This is a genomic window from Actinomadura physcomitrii (assembly GCF_008923205.2).
Lineage (GTDB): Bacteria > Actinomycetota > Actinomycetes > Streptosporangiales > Streptosporangiaceae > Spirillospora > Spirillospora physcomitrii.
Genome location: NZ_WBMS02000005.1, coordinates 246,557 through 263,948 on the forward strand (window position 1 = coordinate 246,557; position 17,392 = coordinate 263,948).

17 protein-coding genes are annotated in these 17,392 nt (G+C 73.2%); 14 read left to right on the top strand and 3 right to left on the bottom strand.

Annotation, left to right across the window (positions count from 1 at the left end; all coding sequences use genetic code 11):
- The first annotated feature begins 19 nt into the window (after positions 1–19).
- The 5 genes from prcA (at position 20) to F8568_RS08865 (ending at position 4,783) form a co-directional block, all read left to right on the top strand.
- Positions 20–805 (top strand): proteasome subunit alpha, encoded by a 786-nt coding sequence (prcA, locus tag F8568_RS08845; protein ID WP_151593083.1) that lies wholly within the window; start codon positions 20–22, stop codon positions 803–805.
- A gap of 160 nt (positions 806–965) precedes the next feature.
- A complete protein-coding gene (gene pafA, locus F8568_RS08850; RefSeq protein WP_151592999.1) occupies positions 966–2,324 on the top strand; it encodes a Pup--protein ligase in 1,359 nt (452 codons plus the stop codon).
- Positions 2,325–2,479: 155 nt separating this feature from the next.
- On the top strand, positions 2,480–3,421 hold the full coding sequence (locus tag F8568_RS08855) for an FKBP-type peptidyl-prolyl cis-trans isomerase (protein WP_151593000.1): 942 nt from the start codon (positions 2,480–2,482) through the stop codon (positions 3,419–3,421).
- A 137-nt stretch (positions 3,422–3,558) separates the two neighbouring features.
- Positions 3,559–4,233, top strand: coding sequence for a helix-turn-helix transcriptional regulator (locus tag F8568_RS08860; RefSeq protein WP_151593001.1), 675 nt, complete (start codon positions 3,559–3,561; stop codon positions 4,231–4,233).
- Between the two features lie 31 nt (positions 4,234–4,264).
- Positions 4,265–4,783 carry a DUF3291 domain-containing protein gene (locus tag F8568_RS08865; RefSeq protein WP_151593002.1) on the top strand — a complete coding sequence of 173 codons (519 nt, stop codon included), beginning with the start codon at positions 4,265–4,267 and terminating at the stop codon, positions 4,781–4,783.
- A gap of 42 nt (positions 4,784–4,825) precedes the next feature.
- On the opposite strand, the gene F8568_RS08870 is transcribed toward F8568_RS08865, so the two are convergent.
- Positions 4,826–5,908, bottom strand: coding sequence for a DUF3866 family protein (locus F8568_RS08870; protein ID WP_151593003.1), 1,083 nt, complete (start codon positions 5,906–5,908; stop codon positions 4,826–4,828).
- Between the two features lie 127 nt (positions 5,909–6,035).
- Between F8568_RS08870 and F8568_RS08875 the strand changes: the two genes are divergently transcribed.
- The 6 genes from F8568_RS08875 (at position 6,036) to F8568_RS08900 (ending at position 12,593) form a co-directional block, all read left to right on the top strand.
- On the top strand, positions 6,036–6,995 hold the full coding sequence (locus F8568_RS08875; RefSeq protein WP_151593004.1) for a helix-turn-helix transcriptional regulator: 960 nt from the start codon (positions 6,036–6,038) through the stop codon (positions 6,993–6,995).
- An 8-nt stretch (positions 6,996–7,003) separates the two neighbouring features.
- Positions 7,004–8,053, top strand: coding sequence for a helix-turn-helix transcriptional regulator (locus F8568_RS08880; protein ID WP_151593005.1), 1,050 nt, complete (start codon positions 7,004–7,006; stop codon positions 8,051–8,053).
- A 118-nt stretch (positions 8,054–8,171) separates the two neighbouring features.
- The gene (locus tag F8568_RS08885; RefSeq protein WP_151593006.1) at positions 8,172–8,393 is read left to right on the top strand and encodes a hypothetical protein; all 222 of its coding nucleotides are present in this window, start codon (positions 8,172–8,174) and stop codon (positions 8,391–8,393) included.
- A gap of 24 nt (positions 8,394–8,417) precedes the next feature.
- Positions 8,418–8,783: a Sec-independent protein translocase subunit TatA gene (tatA, locus tag F8568_RS08890; protein WP_151593007.1), complete on the top strand. Its 366-nt coding sequence runs from the start codon at positions 8,418–8,420 to the stop codon at positions 8,781–8,783.
- A 62-nt stretch (positions 8,784–8,845) separates the two neighbouring features.
- The gene (tatC, locus tag F8568_RS08895; RefSeq protein ID WP_236008532.1) at positions 8,846–9,703 is read left to right on the top strand and encodes a twin-arginine translocase subunit TatC; all 858 of its coding nucleotides are present in this window, start codon (positions 8,846–8,848) and stop codon (positions 9,701–9,703) included.
- A 121-nt stretch (positions 9,704–9,824) separates the two neighbouring features.
- Positions 9,825–12,593, top strand: coding sequence for a DEAD/DEAH box helicase (locus tag F8568_RS08900; protein WP_151593008.1), 2,769 nt, complete (start codon positions 9,825–9,827; stop codon positions 12,591–12,593).
- Here F8568_RS08900 and F8568_RS08905 read toward each other — a convergent pair.
- Positions 12,575–13,492 carry an oxygenase MpaB family protein gene (locus F8568_RS08905; RefSeq protein WP_328600783.1) on the bottom strand — a complete coding sequence of 306 codons (918 nt, stop codon included), beginning with the start codon at positions 13,490–13,492 and terminating at the stop codon, positions 12,575–12,577. The two genes, F8568_RS08900 and F8568_RS08905, sit on opposite strands and share 19 nt — an antisense overlap.
- Positions 13,493–13,811: 319 nt before the next feature.
- On the opposite strand from F8568_RS08905, the gene F8568_RS08910 reads away from it, so the two are divergent.
- The gene (locus F8568_RS08910; protein WP_151593009.1) at positions 13,812–14,171 is read left to right on the top strand and encodes a hypothetical protein; all 360 of its coding nucleotides are present in this window, start codon (positions 13,812–13,814) and stop codon (positions 14,169–14,171) included.
- 97 nt (positions 14,172–14,268) lie between these two features.
- Here F8568_RS08910 and F8568_RS08915 read toward each other — a convergent pair whose 3' ends face one another.
- A complete protein-coding gene (locus F8568_RS08915; RefSeq protein ID WP_151593010.1) occupies positions 14,269–15,285 on the bottom strand; it encodes an alpha/beta fold hydrolase in 1,017 nt (338 codons plus the stop codon).
- A gap of 226 nt (positions 15,286–15,511) precedes the next feature.
- On the opposite strand from F8568_RS08915, the gene F8568_RS08920 reads away from it, so the two are divergent.
- Together F8568_RS08920 and F8568_RS08925 are read left to right on the top strand one after the other, a co-directional pair.
- Positions 15,512–16,525 (top strand): ABC transporter ATP-binding protein, encoded by a 1,014-nt coding sequence (locus F8568_RS08920; RefSeq protein ID WP_151593011.1) that lies wholly within the window; start codon positions 15,512–15,514, stop codon positions 16,523–16,525.
- On the top strand, positions 16,522–17,364 hold the full coding sequence (locus F8568_RS08925) for an ABC transporter permease (protein ID WP_151593012.1): 843 nt from the start codon (positions 16,522–16,524) through the stop codon (positions 17,362–17,364). Before F8568_RS08920 ends, F8568_RS08925 begins: the two co-directional genes overlap by 4 nt.
- The last annotated feature ends 28 nt before the right edge of the window (positions 17,365–17,392 follow it).

The following is a 17,392-nucleotide window of genomic DNA, read 5'->3' on the forward strand; positions in this document are numbered from 1 at the left end:
AGGGAGCCGACCGGTGTCCATGCCGTTCTATGTGTCGCCCGAACAGCAGATGAAGGACAAGGCGGACTATGCGCGTAAGGGGATCGCGCGTGGCCGCAGTGTGGTGGTGCTGCAGTACGACGACGGCATCCTGTTCGTGGCGGACAATCCGTCGCGGGCGCTGCACAAGATCAGTGAGATCTATGACCGGATCGCGTTCGCGGCGGTGGGGAAGTACAACGAGTTCGAGAATCTGCGGCTGGGCGGGGTCCGGTACGCGGACATCAACGGGTACCAGTACGACCGGCGTGATGTGACGGCGCGGGGGCTGGCGAACGTGTACGCGCAGTCGCTGGGGACGATCTTCACGGAGACGAACAAGCCGTACGAGGTGGAGCTGGTCGTCGCGGAGGTCGGTGAGGACGCGGAGACGGACCAGATCTACCGGTTGACGTTCGACGGGTCGGTGGCCGATGAGCACGGTTATGTGGCGATGGGCGGTCAGACGGAGTCGGTGGCGCAGGCGCTGAAGGACGGGTACGAGGAGGGGGCGTCGCTGGAGGTGGCGCTGCGGACGGCGGTGCGTGCGCTGGAGGCGCAGGATTCGGATCGGCGGCTGGAGGCGAAGTCGCTGGAGGTGGCGGTGCTGGACCGTAATCGGGAGCATCGTCTGTTCCGGCGGTTGCCGGCGCGGCGGATAGAGGAGTTGCTGGCGGCGGGTGACGGTGGCGGGTCGTCCGCGGGGTCGTCGGGGTCGTCGGGCGGGTCGTCGGCGGGTCCGTCGGTGGAGGATGTGGACGACGTGCTGGGGGACGGCGAGGGTTGATCGTCTGCCGGTGGCGCGGGGGGTTTGTGGCGCCGGGGTGAGTTTGGCCCGTCGTGGCCGGGTGGTGTGGTGCCGTCCGGCCGCGGCGGGTTTGTTTCGTGGGGGAAACGGTGGGCTTTTGAGACTGCCAAGTCGGGGCCGGGCCGCATAGGGTCGGGGTGTGGACAGGCGCATCTTCGGGCTTGAGAACGAGTACGGCGTCACTTGCACCTTCCGGGGGCAGCGGCGGTTGTCACCGGATGAGGTGGCGCGCTATCTGTTCCGGCGGGTGGTGTCGTGGGGCCGGAGCAGCAACGTGTTCCTGCGCAATGGTGCGCGGTTGTACCTGGATGTGGGGAGTCATCCGGAGTATGCGACGCCGGAGTGCGACAGTGTCGTGGACCTGGTGACGCATGACAAGGCGGGGGAGCGGATCCTGGAGGGTCTGCTGGTGGATGCGGAGCGGCGGTTGCGGGAGGAGGGGATCGCCGGCGACATCTATCTGTTCAAGAACAACACGGATTCGGCGGGGAACTCGTACGGGTGCCACGAGAACTATCTGGTGGGGCGGCACGGTGAGTTCGGGCGGCTGGCGGACGTCCTCATCCCGTATCTGGTGACGCGGCAGATCATCTGTGGTGCGGGGAAGGTGCTGCAGACGCCGCGGGGTGCGGTGTACTGCGTGTCGCAGCGGGCGGAGCACATCTGGGAGGGGGTGTCGTCGGCGACGACGCGTTCGCGTCCGATCATCAACACGCGGGATGAGCCGCATGCGGACGCGGAGCGGTTCCGGCGGCTGCATGTGATCGTCGGTGACTCGAACATGAGCGAGGCGACGATGCTGCTGAAGGTCGGGGCGACCGACCTGGTGCTGCGGATGGTCGAGGCGGGTGTGGTGATGCGTGATCTGACGCTGGAGAACCCGATCCGGGCGATCCGTGAGGTCAGTCATGACATGACGGGGCGGCGGAAGGTGCGGTTGGCGAACGGGCGTGAGGCGAGTTCGCTGGAGATCCAGAAGGAGTACTTCGGGAAGGCGCGGGACTTCGTGGATTCGCGGGGCGGGGACGCGACGGCGAAGCGGGTGCTGGATCTGTGGGAGCGGACGTTGCGGGCGGTGGAGACGGGGGATCTGGATCTGGTGTCGCGGGAGATCGACTGGGTGATGAAGTACAAGCTGATCGAGCGGTATCGGCGCAAGTACGATCTGCCGTTGTCGTCGCCGCGGGTGGCTCAGCTGGATCTGACGTATCACGATGTGCATCGTGATCGGGGGTTGTACTACCTGCTGGAGAAGCGGGGTTCGGTGGAGCGGGTGTCGCGGGATCTGGACATCTTCGAGGCGAAGTCGGTGCCGCCGCAGACGACGCGGGCGCGGTTGCGGGGGGAGTTCATCCGGAAGGCGCAGGAGAAGCGGCGTGACTTCACGGTGGACTGGGTGCATCTGAAGTTGAACGATCAGGCGCAGCGGACGGTGCTGTGCAAGGATCCGTTCCGGTCGGTGGACGAGCGGGTGGACAAGTTGATCGCGGGGATGTGACGGCCGGTTTCGGGGGCCGGTTCCGGGGGCCGTCGCAGGGCGACGGCGCTCGGGGCGGATGTGGTCGGTGCGTCTCGCGTGGTGTGGGCTACCGGCTGGTCACTTGGGGGTAGGGTGAGCGCGCAGCAGCGCTCATCACCCCCTGAAGGACCCGTATGCGCCGTCGTGTTCTCCGTCGTGTCGTCGCCCTGACCGCCGTCGCCGTGCTGGCGGTGCCGCTCGTCGCTGGGTGTTCGGGTGGGTCGGATGTGAAGGTGTCGGTGAAGGGCGCGTTCGGGCGTCTGCCGGAGGTGTCGTTTCCGAAGGGCGGTCCGGAGGGGTCGCTGGCGGTGAAGACGCTGAAGGAGGGGAAGGGCGCGGCGGCCCGCAAGGGCGATCTGGTGATGGCGGACTATGTGGGGTACCGCTGGAACAAGTCGGGCAAGAAGCTGGTGGCGAGCAGTTACGCGGACGGGCGTCCGGGGTTCTTTTCGACGTGGCAGCTGGTGCCGGGGCTGGTGAAGGCGTTGGAGGGGGCGCGGGCGGGGGCGCGGGTGGTGGCGCGGATTCCGCCGAAGGACGGGTTCGGGGCGGCGGGTGATGCGCGGCATCAGGTGGGTCCTGGGGACACGCTGGTGTACGTGCTGGATGTGCTGGGGGTGTATTCGGGGAAGGCGGGGCCGCATGGGGTGAAGCAGGCGCCGTTGGACGATCCGGCGTTGCCGAGGGTGTCGGATGCGCCGGCGGGGCAGGCGCCGGTGGTGACGGTGCCGAAGGTGGCGGCGCCGAAGAGGTTGCAGGTGCGGACGCTGGTGCGGGGTGATGGGCCGGTGCTGCGGAAGGGGCAGTTGCTGGCGACGCAGTATGCGGGGTATTTCTGGCGTGATGGGCGGGTGTTCAATTCGTCGTGGTCGGCGGGGCATCCGTTCGGTGTGGTGGTGGGGACGGGCCAGGTGATGAAGGGGTGGGATCAGGCGTTGCTGGGGCAGCGGGTGGGGAGCCGGTTGCTGCTGGTGGTGCCGCCGTCGCTGGGGTACGGGTCGAAGGGGTTGGCGCAGTATGGGATCCGGGGGTCGGACACGCTGGTGTTCGTGGTGGATCTGCTGGGCGCGCACTGACCTGGGTGCACTGATCCGCGTGCACTGATCCGCGTGCCTTGACCTGGCTGGGCCGGCCGTCGCCGGGGGCATCGACGTCTCCGGTGGCGGCCGTTCGCGTTTCTATGTTCCATGTCCGCTGTTCTTAGAATGGCGGGGTGGAGGACATCGAGGCGGTGGCGCTGCTGCAGGATCCGGTGCGGCGGCGGTTGTACGAGTTCGTGGTGGGCCGGGGCCGCGAGGTGGGGCGGAACGAGGCGGCGGAGGCGGTGGGGGTGGGGCGGACGCTTGCGGCGTTCCATCTGGACAAGCTGGTGGACGGGGGGCTGCTGGAGGCGGGGAGCCGGCGGTTGTCGGGGCGGTCGGGGCCGGGGGCGGGGCGTCCGGCGAAGGTGTACCGGCGGTCGGCGGTGGAGCGGGGGGTGTCGTTGCCGGCGCGGGATTACCGGACGGTGGCGGGGCTGCTGGCGGAGGCGGTGGAGCGTGCGGGGTTGGACGGGGAGGTGCAGGAGGCGGCGCGCCGGGAGGGTGCGGCGCTGGCGGCGGGTGCGCCGTGCGGTGATCTGGAAGCGTTGGCGGAGGTGCTGGTGGCGCGTGGTTACGAGCCGGTCCTTGAGGGCGGTGAGGGCGCTGGGGAGGGCGGGCCGGTGCTGCGGATGCGCAATTGCCCGTTCCATACGGTGGCGGAGCGGTTCCCTCCGTTGGTGTGCGGGATGAATCTGGCGTTGCTGGAGGGGCTGGTGGAGGGGGCGGAGGGGGTGCGGGTGCGGATGGACTCGCGGCCGGGGTGGTGCTGTGTGGTGGCCGAACCTTCTAAAAACAATGAGCATTGACATAGAGGCGGGGGCATGGTGAGGTGACGCCATGACCGCACATGAGGGCGCTCGCGCCGGCCTGCATCTCGCCCAGTTCAACGTCGCCACGCTCCGCCACCCGCTGGACGACCCGCGGACCGCGGACTTCGTGGCGCTGCTCGATCCGGTGAACGCGGCCGCCGACGGGGCGCCCGGGTTCGTGTGGCGGCTCGTCGAGGAGGGGGAGGCGGACGCGACGCGGCTGCGCCCCGCCGGCGACGACGTGATCATCACCTTCTCGGTGTGGGAGTCGCAGGAGGCGCTGTGGGACTTCGTGTACCGCAGCACGCACCTGGCGGCGATGCGGCGGCGCCGCGAGTGGTTCCACCGGCACGCGGAGGCGCATGTGGTGCTGTGGTGGATCCCGGCCGGGCGCGCCCCGACCGTGGAGGAGGCGCTGGAGCGGCTGAGCCTGGTGCGCGAGGAGGGGCCGTCGCCGCGCGCGTTCACGTTCGCGGCGGCGTACACGGCCGAGGAGGCCGCGGCCGCCGGCGCGGTGGCGGACGAGGCGGAGCCGGCGGCGCTGTGAGGGCGGGCCCGGGGCCGGGGCCGGGACGCCGGCCCCGGCGCGTCAGCCGAGGAGGGCGGCGGTGTGGCGGCCCGCGGCGGCGGCCGTGAGGAAGTAGGCGAGGTCCTCGTCGAGGCGGCGGCCCATGGTGGACAGGCGGACGCCCCAGTTCTTCTCGGCGGTGCCGAGCGCGTCGTGGAGGCCGTCGACGGGGACGGGGACGAGGGTGTGGCGGTCGCCGAGCGGGGCGGCCTCGGCGGCGACGCGGGCGCCGAACGCGCCGCCGAGTTCGGGGACGGGGACGTCGGCGCGGGCGAGGGCGACGCGGCCGTAGGCGGTGAGGCAGTGGTGGGAGACGCCGATGTGGCGTTCCCGCCTGTCGCCCTCGCTGACGCGCAGGGACGCGACGGGGCGGCCGTCGAGCACGGCGGCGGCGTTGACGGCTTCGCCCGCCGAGACGCCGGAGAAGCCCCATTTCGTGCCGGTGCCGAGGTTGCCGGGGCCCTGGGCGAGGACGACGGCGTCGGCGTCCAGGACGAGCCGGGCGGCGAGGAGGCCGGTGTGGACGGTGACGGCCTCCAGGTCGCCGCCGAAGGCCTGCCCGGTGGTGACGGTGGCGGCGAGGGCGCCGGCGTCCTTGAGGCGGGCGATGGACATGGAGAACCAGGACGGCAGCGCGCCGCCGTCCGGCATGAGGTAGACGACGCGGGTGCCGGGGCGGGCGGCGAGCAGGCCGGCGAGGATCGGCGCGAGGGCGGAGTGCAGGTCGGCGACGACGACGGGCATGCCGCCGAGGGAGTCGGCGTCGCGGAGCGTGTCGTGGTGGGGGGAGTCCTGCTCGTCGGCGCCGAGGACGGTGGCCTGCAGCGGGGTGTAGCGGGCCTTGACGAGGTGGCCGGGGCCGGTCGGGTCGGGCGGGAGCCGGTCGGGGACGGCGACGACCATGGCGTAGCCGCCGGTGCCGAGCCCGAGCGCCAAGGCCGTAGTGTTGAGCAGGACGGTGTCGCCGGGTTCGGGTCGTCCGACCAGGTCGGGGTAGGCCAGTGCGCGGTGCGCGCCGTCGCCCTCGATCACGACGTCGAGTTCGACCGCCCCCGGCCATTCGCGGCGGATGCCCTCTACTGTGCCTTTGCGCCATCGGATCACACCGGGAAACGGTAGCGTCCTGGGCGACGGGCGGGGGCGCGATCGGGCGGCCGGCCCGGCCGGGGCCGCCGGAGGTCGCGGAGCGGAGGGCGGAGCGCGAGGCTCCGCGGAAGGGGTTGGTGGCGAAGTGTCGCGGCGCAAGACCGAGCGCCTGCTGAATCTGGTGGTCTGCCTGCTCGCCACCCGGCGCTATCTGACCGCCGAGCAGATCCGGCGGGCGGTGCCGGGCTATCCGGACTCCGACGAGGCGTTCAAGCGGATGTTCGAGCGGGACAAGGAGGAGCTGCGCGAGCTTGGCGTGCCGCTGGAGGTGGGCAGCGACCAGCAGGGCGGCGGCGGTGAGGAGATCGGGTACCGGATCCCGCCGCAGGCCTACGAGCTGCCCGACATCCATCTGACGCCGGACGAGGCGGCGGTGCTGGGGCTGGCGGCGCGGGTGTGGCAGCGCGCGAGCATGGCGGAGGCGGCGTCCGGGGCGCTGCTGAAGCTGCGGGCGGCCGGGGTGGAGACGGACGTGACGACGGCGGTGGGGGTGGAGCCGCGGGTGAACACCGGCGATCCGGCGTTCCCGGCGCTGTGGGAGGCGGTCCGCGACGGCCGTCCGGTGGCGTTCGACTACCAGGGGATCGGGCGGACGTCGGTGGCGCGGCGGCATCTGGAGCCGTGGGGCGTGGTGTCGCGGCGGGGCCGCTGGTACGTGGTGGGGTTCGACCGGGACCGCGAGGAGGAGCGGGTGTTCCGGCTGAGCCGCATCGTGGGCGAGGTGGCGGCGGACGGGCCGGACGGGTCGGTGACGGTCCCGGACGGGGTGGACGTGCGGAAGATCGCGTTCGACTGGGGCGACCCGGTGACCGAGCCGCGGCCGGCGACGGTGCGGCTGCGGGCCGGTGCGGCGCAGGGGCCGCGGCGGTGGGCGCGGGACGTGCGCTCGGCGGGCGACGGGGAGTGGGACGAGGCGGTCCTGACGTTCCGGGACGTGGAGCGGTTCGCGCCGTATCTGGCGCGGTTCGCCGATGACGTGGTTGTGCTGGATCCGCCGGACCTGCGGGAGGCGGTCATCCAGCAGCTGAAGTCGGTGCTGGGGTGAGCGGGGCGATGGCGAACGCGAAGGCGGACAAGGCTGCGGGCAAGGCGGCGGGGAAGTCCGGGGCGAAGGCGGGCAGGGCGCCGGCGACGACGTCGACGGACCGGCTGGCGCGGCTGCTGGCGCTGGTGCCGTACGTGGTGAACCGGGACTCGGTGCTGCTGGGCGAGGCGGCGGCGGCGTTCGGGGTGACCGAGAAGCAGCTGATCGACGACCTGAACCTGCTGTGGTGCGTGGAGCTGCGGGCGCCGGACCCGTACTGCCCGATCGACCTGTCCTATGAGGGCGGGGAGATCACGGTGGCGGAGGCGGAGTCGATCGCGCGGCCGCTGCGGCTGAAGGTGGACGAGGCGTCGGCGCTGCTGGTGGCGCTGCGGATGCTGGCGGGGATCCCGGACCTGCACGACCGGGACGCGCTGTCGCGGGTGATCGCGAAGCTGGAGTCGGCGGCGGGCGCGGCGGCGGCGGTGTCGAGCAAGGTGGCGGTGGAGGTGGACGCGCGGGGCGGGTCGGCGGACTCGGCTCGCACGGGCCTCGGGACGCTGCGGGACGCGATCGCGCAGGGGCGCCGCGTCCATCTGCGGTACTACGTGCCGGCGCGGGACGAGAACACCGAGCGGGACGTGGACCCGATGCGGCTGCTGGTGGTGGAGGGCAACACCTATCTGGAGGGGTGGTGCCGGCGGGCGGAGGCGGTGCGGCTGTTCAAGCTGGACCGGATCTTCGATCTGACGGTGCTGGACGTGCCGGCGCAGGTGCCCGACGAGGCCGAGCCGATCGACGTGGACGCGGGGCTGTTCCGGCCGTCGCCGCAGGACGTGGCGGTGACGCTGGAGCTGACGGCGCGGGGCCGGTGGGTGGCCGACTACTACCCGTGCGAGAGCGTGGAGGAGCTCGGGGAGGGGCGGCTGCGGGTGGTGCTGCGCACGCCCGACACGCGGTGGGTGCGGGGCCTGGCGCTGCGGCTGGGCGACCAGGGCCGGGTGGTGTCGCCGGAGGACCTGGCGGACGGCGTGCGCGACGACGCGTCGCGGGCGCTGGCGCTGTACGGGATGGTGTGAGCTCGCGCACCCGCGTGCAGCACTGCGGGACGCGCCGGGACGCGCCGGGAAGACCCCGGCGGGGTGCTCGCGCCGTGCCGGTGGGGCGCCGGGCCGGGGGATCGGCTACGGTGGCGGCGTGTCGTGGGTTGGGGTGTCGGTGTCGCTGGGCTTCGTCGGCCTAGCCGTCCTCGCCTGGTGCGCGTTCCGCGTGTACCTGGGCGTCCGGCGGTTCGGTCGTGAACTGGAGCGCACCAGGCGGCGGCTGGCGCCCAAACAGTCGGCGTTGCGCGATGAACTGTCCGAACTCCAGGACGCTCGAGTGCCACAAGCGCCCGGGGACGGCGTACGATCGTCCTGAGGACCCCTGCTGAAGAGGATTGTCATGGCTGGACTGGGTACGCCCGAGATTCTGATCATTCTGGTGGTCGTTCTACTGCTGTTCGGATCGGCGAAGCTGCCCCAGCTCGCCCGGTCCCTGGGCAAGTCGGCGCGGATCCTGAAGGCCGAGACCAAGGGCCTGCACGACGACGGCGCCGAGGACGCCAAGGCCGCCCCGGCGGCGCCGACCGCCGCCGAGCCGTCGGCGGAGGCGCGCGACAGGGCGGCGCGGCTGCGCGAGGAGGCGGCGCGGCTGGAGCGCGAGGCGGCCGCCGCCGAGGGTGCGCAGCGCAGCCGGGGCGCGCTGGCGTCGGGTGAGCCGATCGAGGGCGTGCCGGTGTCGGACCCGGGCCGGATGCGCCAGGGCTGACCGCCCGACCAGGCCGACCAGGCCGCACACCCCCAGCCGAACCGAGCCCCGGAAAGCCCGTCATGAAGCCCAGGCAGAGCAGCGCGCCCGACGGCCGCATGCCGCTCATGGACCACCTGCGCGAGCTGCGCAACCGGTTGATCAAGGCGATCCTCGGGCTGGTCGCCGGCGGGGTCGTGGCGTGGCTGCTGTTCGACCCGATCTGGAAGTTCCTGCAGAAGCCCTACACGCGGATCCCGCAGGAGCACTGCCTGGGCGGCGAGTGCGACCTCGTGGTGCACGGCATCTTCGACGGGTTCTTCGTGCACCTGAAGGTCGCGCTGATCGTCGGGGCGGTGCTGTCGTCGCCGATCTGGCTGTACCAGATCTGGGCGTTCGTGGCGCCGGGGCTGTACAGGCGGGAGCGCCGCTGGACGTACACGTTCATGGGCGCGGCGGTCCCGCTGTTCCTCGCGGGCGCGGCGCTGGCGTACCTGACGATGGACAAGGGCCTGAAGATCTTCATCGGGCTCGCGCCGGGCGACACCAAGGTGCTGGTCGGCATCCAGGACTACCTGGGGTACGCCCAGGCGATGCTGCTGATCTTCGGGTTGACGTTCGAGCTGCCGCTGTTCGTGGTGATGCTGAACCTCGCCGGGGTCCTCACGCACGAGCGGATCCGCAAGTCGCGGCGGCTGCTGGTGTTCGGGGTGTTCCTGTTCGCGGCGGTCGCGACGCCCAGCCAGGACCCGTTCACGATGCTGGCGCTGGCGCTGCCGACGGTGGTGCTGTTCGAGATCGCCGAGGTGCTGGCGTTCTTCCACGACCGGCGCAAGGCCCGCAGGCCCGAACCGGACGCGGAGCTGTCCGACGACGAGGCGTCGCCGCTGGACCTGGAGGCGATCGACGCCGAGCTGGAGGGCGGCGGCCGCACCCGCTGACCGCCGTATCCGGGGCTTCCGGGGGCCGGTACGTGGGCGTCCTGAAGGGACGCGTGGGAACGCGAGGGAAAAGGCGTCCCGAATTGGGAATCGGGCCGGTCGAAACCGTAGGCTCGATGTCATGACCTCCCCCGACACCGCGCAGGCCGCGGACAGCCCGGCCGGGCGGTACGCGGCGTACCGCGCGCGCACCGCTGGGAACGGCCCGGCCCTGCTGGACTTCCGCACCCTGTACGACTTCGAGCTGGACGCCTTCCAGATCGAGGCGTGCCGGGCGCTGGAGGACGGCAGCGGCGTGCTGGTCGCCGCGCCGACCGGATCCGGCAAGACCGTCGTCGGGGAGTTCGCGGTCCACCTGGCGCTCACCGGCGGCACCAAGTGCTTCTACACCACGCCGATCAAGGCGCTGTCGAACCAGAAGTACGCCGACCTCGTCCGCCGCTACGGGCCCGACAAGGTGGGGCTGCTGACCGGCGACAACAGCGTCAACGGCGAGGCGCCGATCGTGGTGATGACCACCGAGGTGCTGCGCAACATGCTGTACGCGCAGTCCCCGACGCTCGCGGGGCTGGCGTTCGTGGTGATGGACGAGGTGCACTACCTCGCCGACCGGTTCCGCGGCGCGGTCTGGGAAGAGGTGATCATCCACGTTCCGGACTCGGTGCGGATCGTGGCGCTGTCGGCGACGGTGTCCAACGCCGAGGAGTTCGGCGAGTGGCTGCACGAGGTCCGCGGCGACACCGCGGTGATCGTCGACGAGCACCGGCCCGTCCCGCTGTTCCAGCACATGCTGGTGGGGACGCGGCTGTACGACCTGTTCGTCGACACCGGCAAGGGCAAGGACCGGCAGGCGCGGCTGAACCCGCAGCTGACGCGGATGGCGGTGGAGGAGGTCCGGCGCGCCAAGGTCAACCAGGGGCGCCGCACCGGCCGCCGGCGGGCGCCGCGGCCGCAGCGGTTCCGGCCGCCGGCGCGCCCCGACGTGATCGAGCGGCTGGAGCGGGCGGGGCTGCTGCCGGCGATCACGTTCATCTTCAGCCGCGCCGGGTGCGACGCGGCGGTGCTGCAGTGCCTGCACGCGGGGATCCGGCTGACCTCCAAGGAGGAGGCGGAGGAGATCCGCGCGCACGTGGAGCTGCGCACGTCCGACATCTCGCCGGAGGACCTGCGGATCCTCGGGTACGGGGACTTCCTGGAGGCGCTGGAGCGGGGGGTCGCCGCGCACCACGCGGGGATGCTGCCGACGTTCAAGGAGATCGTCGAGGAGCTGTTCACCCGCGGGCTGATCAAGGCGGTGTTCGCCACCGAGACGCTCGCGCTCGGCATCAACATGCCGGCCCGCACCGTGGTGATCGAGAAGCTCGACAAGTGGAACGGCGAGGCGCACGTCGACCTGACGCCGGGGGAGTACACGCAGCTGACGGGAAGGGCGGGGCGCCGCGGCATCGACGTGGAGGGCCACGCCGTCGTGGTGTGGGGCCCGAGCGTGGAGCCCGCGTCGGTCGCGGGGCTGGCCGGGGCCCGCACCTACCCGCTGAACTCCAGCTTCCGGCCGTCGTACAACATGGCGGTGAACCTCGTCGGCGCCGTCGGGATCGAGCGGGCGCGGACGCTGCTGGAGGAGTCGTTCGCGCAGTTCCAGGCCGACCGGGCCGTGGTGGGGCTGGCGCGTCAGGTCCGCAAGAACGAGGAGGCGCTGCAGGGGTACGCCGAGGCCGCCGAATGCCACCTCGGCGACTTCATGGAGTACGCCGCGATGCGGCGGCGGCTGTCGGACCGGGAGGCGGAGCTGTCGCGGGAGCGGTCGTCGTCGCGGCGCGCCGAGGCCGCCAGGTCACTGGAGCATCTGCGGCCCGGCGATGTGATCCTGGTGCCGTCGGGGCGGCGGTCGGGCCTCGCCGTCGTGCTGGACCCGGGGGTGGGGCGCCGCTCGGACGGGCCGGCGCCGCTGGTGCTGACGGTGAACCGGTCGGTGCAGCGGCTGTCGATCCAGGACTTCCCGCACGCGGTGGAACCGGTCGACCGGATCCGCATCCCGAAGTCGTTCAGCCCCCGCAACCCGCAGGACCGCCGCGACCTGGCGTCCACGCTGCGCACCAGGGTGCCCGGCGACGTGCGGGAGCGGCGCCGCACTCGCGGCGACTCCGCCGCCACCGACGACGCCGAGATCGCGCGGCTGCGCGCCGACCTGCGCGCGCACCCGGTGCACGGCTGCGACAAGCGCGAGGACCACGCCCGCTGGGCCGAGCGGTACCACCGCCTGGACCGCGAGACCGAGCAGCTGCGGCGCCGCGTCGAGGGCCGCTCCCAGGTGATCGCCCGGACGTTCGACCGGGTCTGCGCCGTGCTGCAGCAGCTCGGGTACCTCGACGGCGACGACGTCACCGCCGAGGGCCGCCGGCTCGGCCGGATCTACAACGAGCTGGACCTGCTGACCGCCGAGAGCCTGCGCGCCGGGCTGTGGGAGAAGCTGGACCACGCCGAGCTGGCCGCGTGCGTGTCGGCGCTGGTGTACGAGTCGCGGCAGCCCGACGACGCGGCGCCGCCCCGCACCCCGACCGGCCCGTCCCAGGACGCTCTGGCGGCGATGGTGCGGCTGTGGGGCGAGCTGGAGGCCGTCGAGCGCGACAACCGGGTGTCGTTCCTGCGGGAACCGGACCTGGGGTTCGCGTGGACGGCGTACCGGTGGGCCAAGGGCGACGACCTCGACGAGGTGCTGCTGGAGAGCGACCTGACCGCCGGCGACTTCGTCCGCGCGGTCAAGCAGCTGCTGGACCTGCTCGGCCAGGTCGTCGACGCGGCGCCGGAGAACTCCCATCTGCGCAAGACGGCGCGCCGCGCGATGGACGCGATGCGCCGCGGCGTCGTCGCCTACACCTCCGTCGGCTGATCAGAGGGCGGCTGATCGGGAGGTGAGGGGCGGCCGCGCCGGCGGCGGTCCCGGCGGCTCTGGAGGGTGCGGTCGACGCGGTGCCGGGCCAGCCGGACCAGCAGCGGCCGCGGCGGGCGCCGCAGGAACGCCGGGGTGAGGCGGTGCAGGACGGTGGCGCCGCCCAGCACCAGGCGGGCGGCGCGGCGCCGGTCGCGGGTCCAGGGCAGCCCGTACTGGTCGCGCAGCGGCTCCGGCAGCAGCGCCGTCGTGACGAGGCGGAACACCGCGAGCGCGGGGGCGAGCGCGCGCAGCTTGCGCGGGTGCAGGACGGCGGCGGCGACCTCGCGCGCGGTGTCGGTCACCTCCAGCGACGCGACCGTCTCGGCCATGTAGGCGCGGAACGAGGCGAGGTCGGGCGGCTGGGCGTCCAGGGGGCAGCCGAGGACCTCCGCGACGATCCGCGCCTGCCGGTAGTACTCCTCGGCCAGGCCGGGTTCGCCGCCGCCGGGCCGCATCAGGTGCTCGTAGATGTGCAGGGCGGAGTCGATGAGGGTGGCGTTCACCCACAGCTGCAGGTCCGGGTCGTTGCCGGAGTAGCCGTCGCCGCGAACGGTGCCGTGGACGCCGCGGACCTTCGCGGCGATCCGCGCGACCTCGTCCGGCGTCCCGAACGTGGTGACGAGCAGGAAGTCCAGGGTGCCGAACAGCCGGGCGAGGGGCCGGTCGGCGAAGTCGCTGTGCTCGGCGACGCCCCGCGCGACCGCCGGGTGCGCCAGCTGCATCAGCAGCGCGCGGCCGGCGCCGAGGCCGACGAGCGGCTCGGCGGCGAGGGTGCGCAGCACGTCCCGGTCGGCGAGCCGCTCGGCGAGCAGGTCGCGGGCGGGGACGTGCGCGGACGAGGCGCGGGGGGTGGTCACGGGGCCTCCCGGGGTCGGCGGCCTGTTCCTGCCGCCATCCTCCCGCAACTATTGGCAGTGCGTCAATAAACGTGGTCGCGCCGTGGGCGGCGGTCCGGCCGCGGGCGCCGCGTCCCGTCCCGGCCGCGCCACGGCACCCGGCCTGCACGGAATCGTCGTTAGATATGGCCGTAACACACGAAATGATGCACTACGGCGGGCCGGTGATGGCACAATCGAGGCTTCTGACAACCCCCGAGGGCAGTGGGACCGCCGGTGCGGCGCCGTGACGGCGGCCGGCCGGGCCGCCCACGCGCTCCGCGAGAAAGGTCCCAGCCCCGTGGCCATCCGCGACAAGATGCGCGCCAACGCGGCCCACGTCCTGCAGCCGGGCGAGAACGTCCAGGCCGTCTTCGGAGCCCAGACGACGAGCCAGTACTTCGCGCTGCTGTCGTACTGGATCATCCTGTTCACCAACGCCTACCGGGTCGTGGTGGTCACCGACCGGCGCATCCTGGTGTGCCGGTCCGGGCGGCTGCGCACGACCCCGGTCAACGAGGTGCTGCGCGAGCTGCCCCGGCACATCCGGATCGGCCCGCCGTCGGGCCTGTGGTGGCGCTGCGACTCGCTCGGCGAGCGCCTCTACGTGCACAAGCGGTTCCACAAGGACGTCAACGCGGCCGACGGCGTCACCGCCTGATCTCCCGCGCCCGCGACGGCCGAGCGCCCTCCCCGCACGCCCGCGGGGAGGGCGCCGCCGTCCCCGGGCCCCTTCGGGCCGCCGGCATCGCCCCGGTTCAGGGCGCCGCCGCCAGGATCGCGTCCGCCACCTGCCCGGGATGCGACACCAGCGACAGGTGGCGCGCCCCGGGGATGATCACGGGGGAAGGGGCGCCGATCCGCCGCGCCGTCTCGGACGGCGACCGGCGCGAGAACACGTCGTCGTCCGCCCCGAAGACCACCGCCTTGGGCGCCCGGAGCCGCGCCAGCTCCGCCACCCGGCCCTTCGGCAGCCCCACGACGGCCTGCATCCGCCACAGCGCGTCCTCCGCGCCCGGCATCTGGAACGGGCGCCGCCACTGCTCCACGCCCGCCTCGGAGAGCCGCGGGCACGCCGGGCCGCACTGCGCCCGGTAGATCGTCCGGATCGCCCAGTCGGACCGGACGACCAGCCGGGTCACCGTCGTGCGGTACGGGTCGCGCAGCACCGACCGCAGCTTGTCGGCGCCCTCGCCGGCGCCGGTGTCGAGGGCGTCGCCGTCCAGGAGCACCAGCCCGGCCGCCCGCCCCGGCGCCTTCAGCGCCGCCGCCGCGATCACCCCGGCGCCGCTGGAGTGCCCCACCAGCGTCGCCCGGTCCAGGCGCAGCGCGTCCAGGAACCCCAGCAGCTGCGCGGCCTGGCGCGCGGCGTCGAACGGGCCGCGCCGCTCGCTGTACCCCCAGCCGGTCAGGTCCAGCGCGTACACGCGGTGCCGGGCGGCCAGCAGCGGCGCCACCCGCGACCAGGTGTCGGCGGACTCGAACGCGCCGTGCACCAGCACCACCGGCGTCCCCCGCGCCCCCCACTCGCGGTACCTGGTCCGCACGCCGTCCGCCTCGGTGAACAGCGCACCGGCCGGGGCCTTCGCCCGGCCCGCCGTCGCCGCGTTGTAGGCGAACGAGAACACCGTGACCGCCGCGAGCAGCGCCACCGCGACGATCAGGAGCCGCCGCCCCCATCTGCGCAGCCGCGGGCGGCGGCGCCCGGCGGGCTCGGGCGCCGGGACGGCGGTCGCGCCGGACGGCGGCGCGGGCGGATCGGGCACGGCGGTCATCGCACTCCTCCAGGGGGTCCCGCTCATCCTCCCCGGAACGCGCCCGCTCAGGCGTCCGGCGCCGGGAGTGATCACGGCTGCTCCCCGCGCGGTAGGCGCGGGCCGTCCCCGGCCGCCGATCCCCTACCGGAGGTGGAGACGCATCGGCTCACGGGAGGATCCGTGCCGGCCGCCCGGCGCGCTACTGTGATCCCGATCACTGGAACCGACCCCCGGGGACGCGCGCATGATCGAGGCCGAGCACCTCACCAAGCGGTACGGCGACAAGACCGCCGTGGACGACCTGTCCTTCACCGTCGTGCCCGGGCGGGTGACGGGCTTCCTCGGCCCGAACGGCGCCGGGAAGTCGACGACCATGCGGCTGCTGCTCGGGCTGGACCGGCCCACCCGCGGCGACGCCCGCATCGCCGGCCGCCACTACCGCGACCTGCCCGCGCCGATGCGGGTGGTCGGCGCGCTGCTGGAGGCCCGCGCCGTGCACACCGGCCGCAGCGCCTACAACCACCTGCTGTGCCTGGCGCAGACGCAGGGCATCGGACGCCGGCGCGTCGACGAGGTCGCCGACCTCGTCGGCCTCACCGACGTCGCCCGCAAGCGCGCCGGCGGGTTCTCCCTCGGCATGGGGCAGCGGCTCGGCATCGCCGCCGCGCTGCTCGGCGACCCGTCCGTGCTGATCCTGGACGAGCCCGTCAACGGCCTGGACCCCGAGGGCATCGTCTGGATCCGCACCCTCATGCAGCGGCTCGCCGCGCAGGGCCGCACCGTGTTCGTCTCCAGCCACCTGATGAACGAGATGGCCGTCACCGCCGACCACCTCATCGTCATCGGCCGGGGCCGGCTCATCGCCGACTGCTCCACCGAGGAGTTCATCGAGCGCAGCACCGAGAAGATGGTGATCGTCCGCAGCCCCGACGCGGCCCGGCTCGCCGACGTGCTCGCCGCCGAGGGCGCCAAGGTCGCCCCCGACGGCGACACCGCGCTCACCGTCACCCACATGGAGGCGCCCCGGGTCGGGGAGCTCGCCGCCGCCGAGCGCATCGTCCTGCACGAGCTGACGCCCCGCCGCGGCTCCCTCGAGGCCGCGTTCATGGAGCTCACCCGCGACAGCGTCGAGTACGGCGCCGCGGCCGGGCCGGACGCGGCGGCCGTACCGCCGCCCGCGCCGCCGGGCGCCCCGCCCGCGCGGGGCGCCGGAACCGCGCCGGACGCCGCGCCCGCGGAACAGGGGGAGAACCGATGACCGCCGCCGACGCGCCCGCCCGCACGCCCGCGAGCGACCCCGGCGCGTTCGCCCGCCCCGGCTTCGGCCGGCTGCTGATCGCCGAATGGACCAAGATCCGCTCGGTCCGCTCCACGCTGTGGTCGCTCATCCTGCTGGTGCTGCTCGACCTCGGCTTCACCGCGCTGTTCATGGGCCTGACCGTCGGCCAGTGGGACAAGACCGACGCCGGCGACCGCGCGCAGATCGCCGCCGACCCCGTCTCCGCCATCCTCGGCAGCGGCTTCTTCCTCAGCCAGCTGACCGTCTGCGTCCTCGGCGTGCTGGTCATCGCCTCGGAGTACTCCACCGGCATGATCCGCGCCAGCCTGCTCGCCGTGCCGCGCCGGCTGCCGATGCTGTGGGCCAAGGCCGTGGTGTTCGGGCTGATCGTCCTCGTCCTCGGCGTCGTGGTGTCGTTCGTGTCGTTCTTCATCGGCGCGGCGATCCTCGGCGGCAAGGTGCACGTGGCGCTCGGCGACCCGGGCGTGCTGCGGGCCGTCGTCGGCGGCGGCCTCTACCTGGCGATGCTCGGGCTGTTCGCGCTCGCGATCGGCGCGATCGTCCGGCACCCCGCCGGCGGCATCACCGGCGTCATCGGCTTCGTGCTGGTGCTCGCGCCGCTCGCCGCGCTGCTGCCCGGCAGCCTCGGCGACCACGTGCACGCCTACCTGCCGTCCGAGGCCGGGCAGCTGATCGCCAAGGCGCACCAGGGCAAGGACGACCTGCTCACCCCCTGGCAGGGGTACGCGGTGTTCGCCGCGTGGACGGCCGCGCTGATGGCCCTCGCCGCGTTCCTGCTCAGGCGCCGCGACGCCTGACGCCCCACGACGCCGCCGCCCCGGCCCC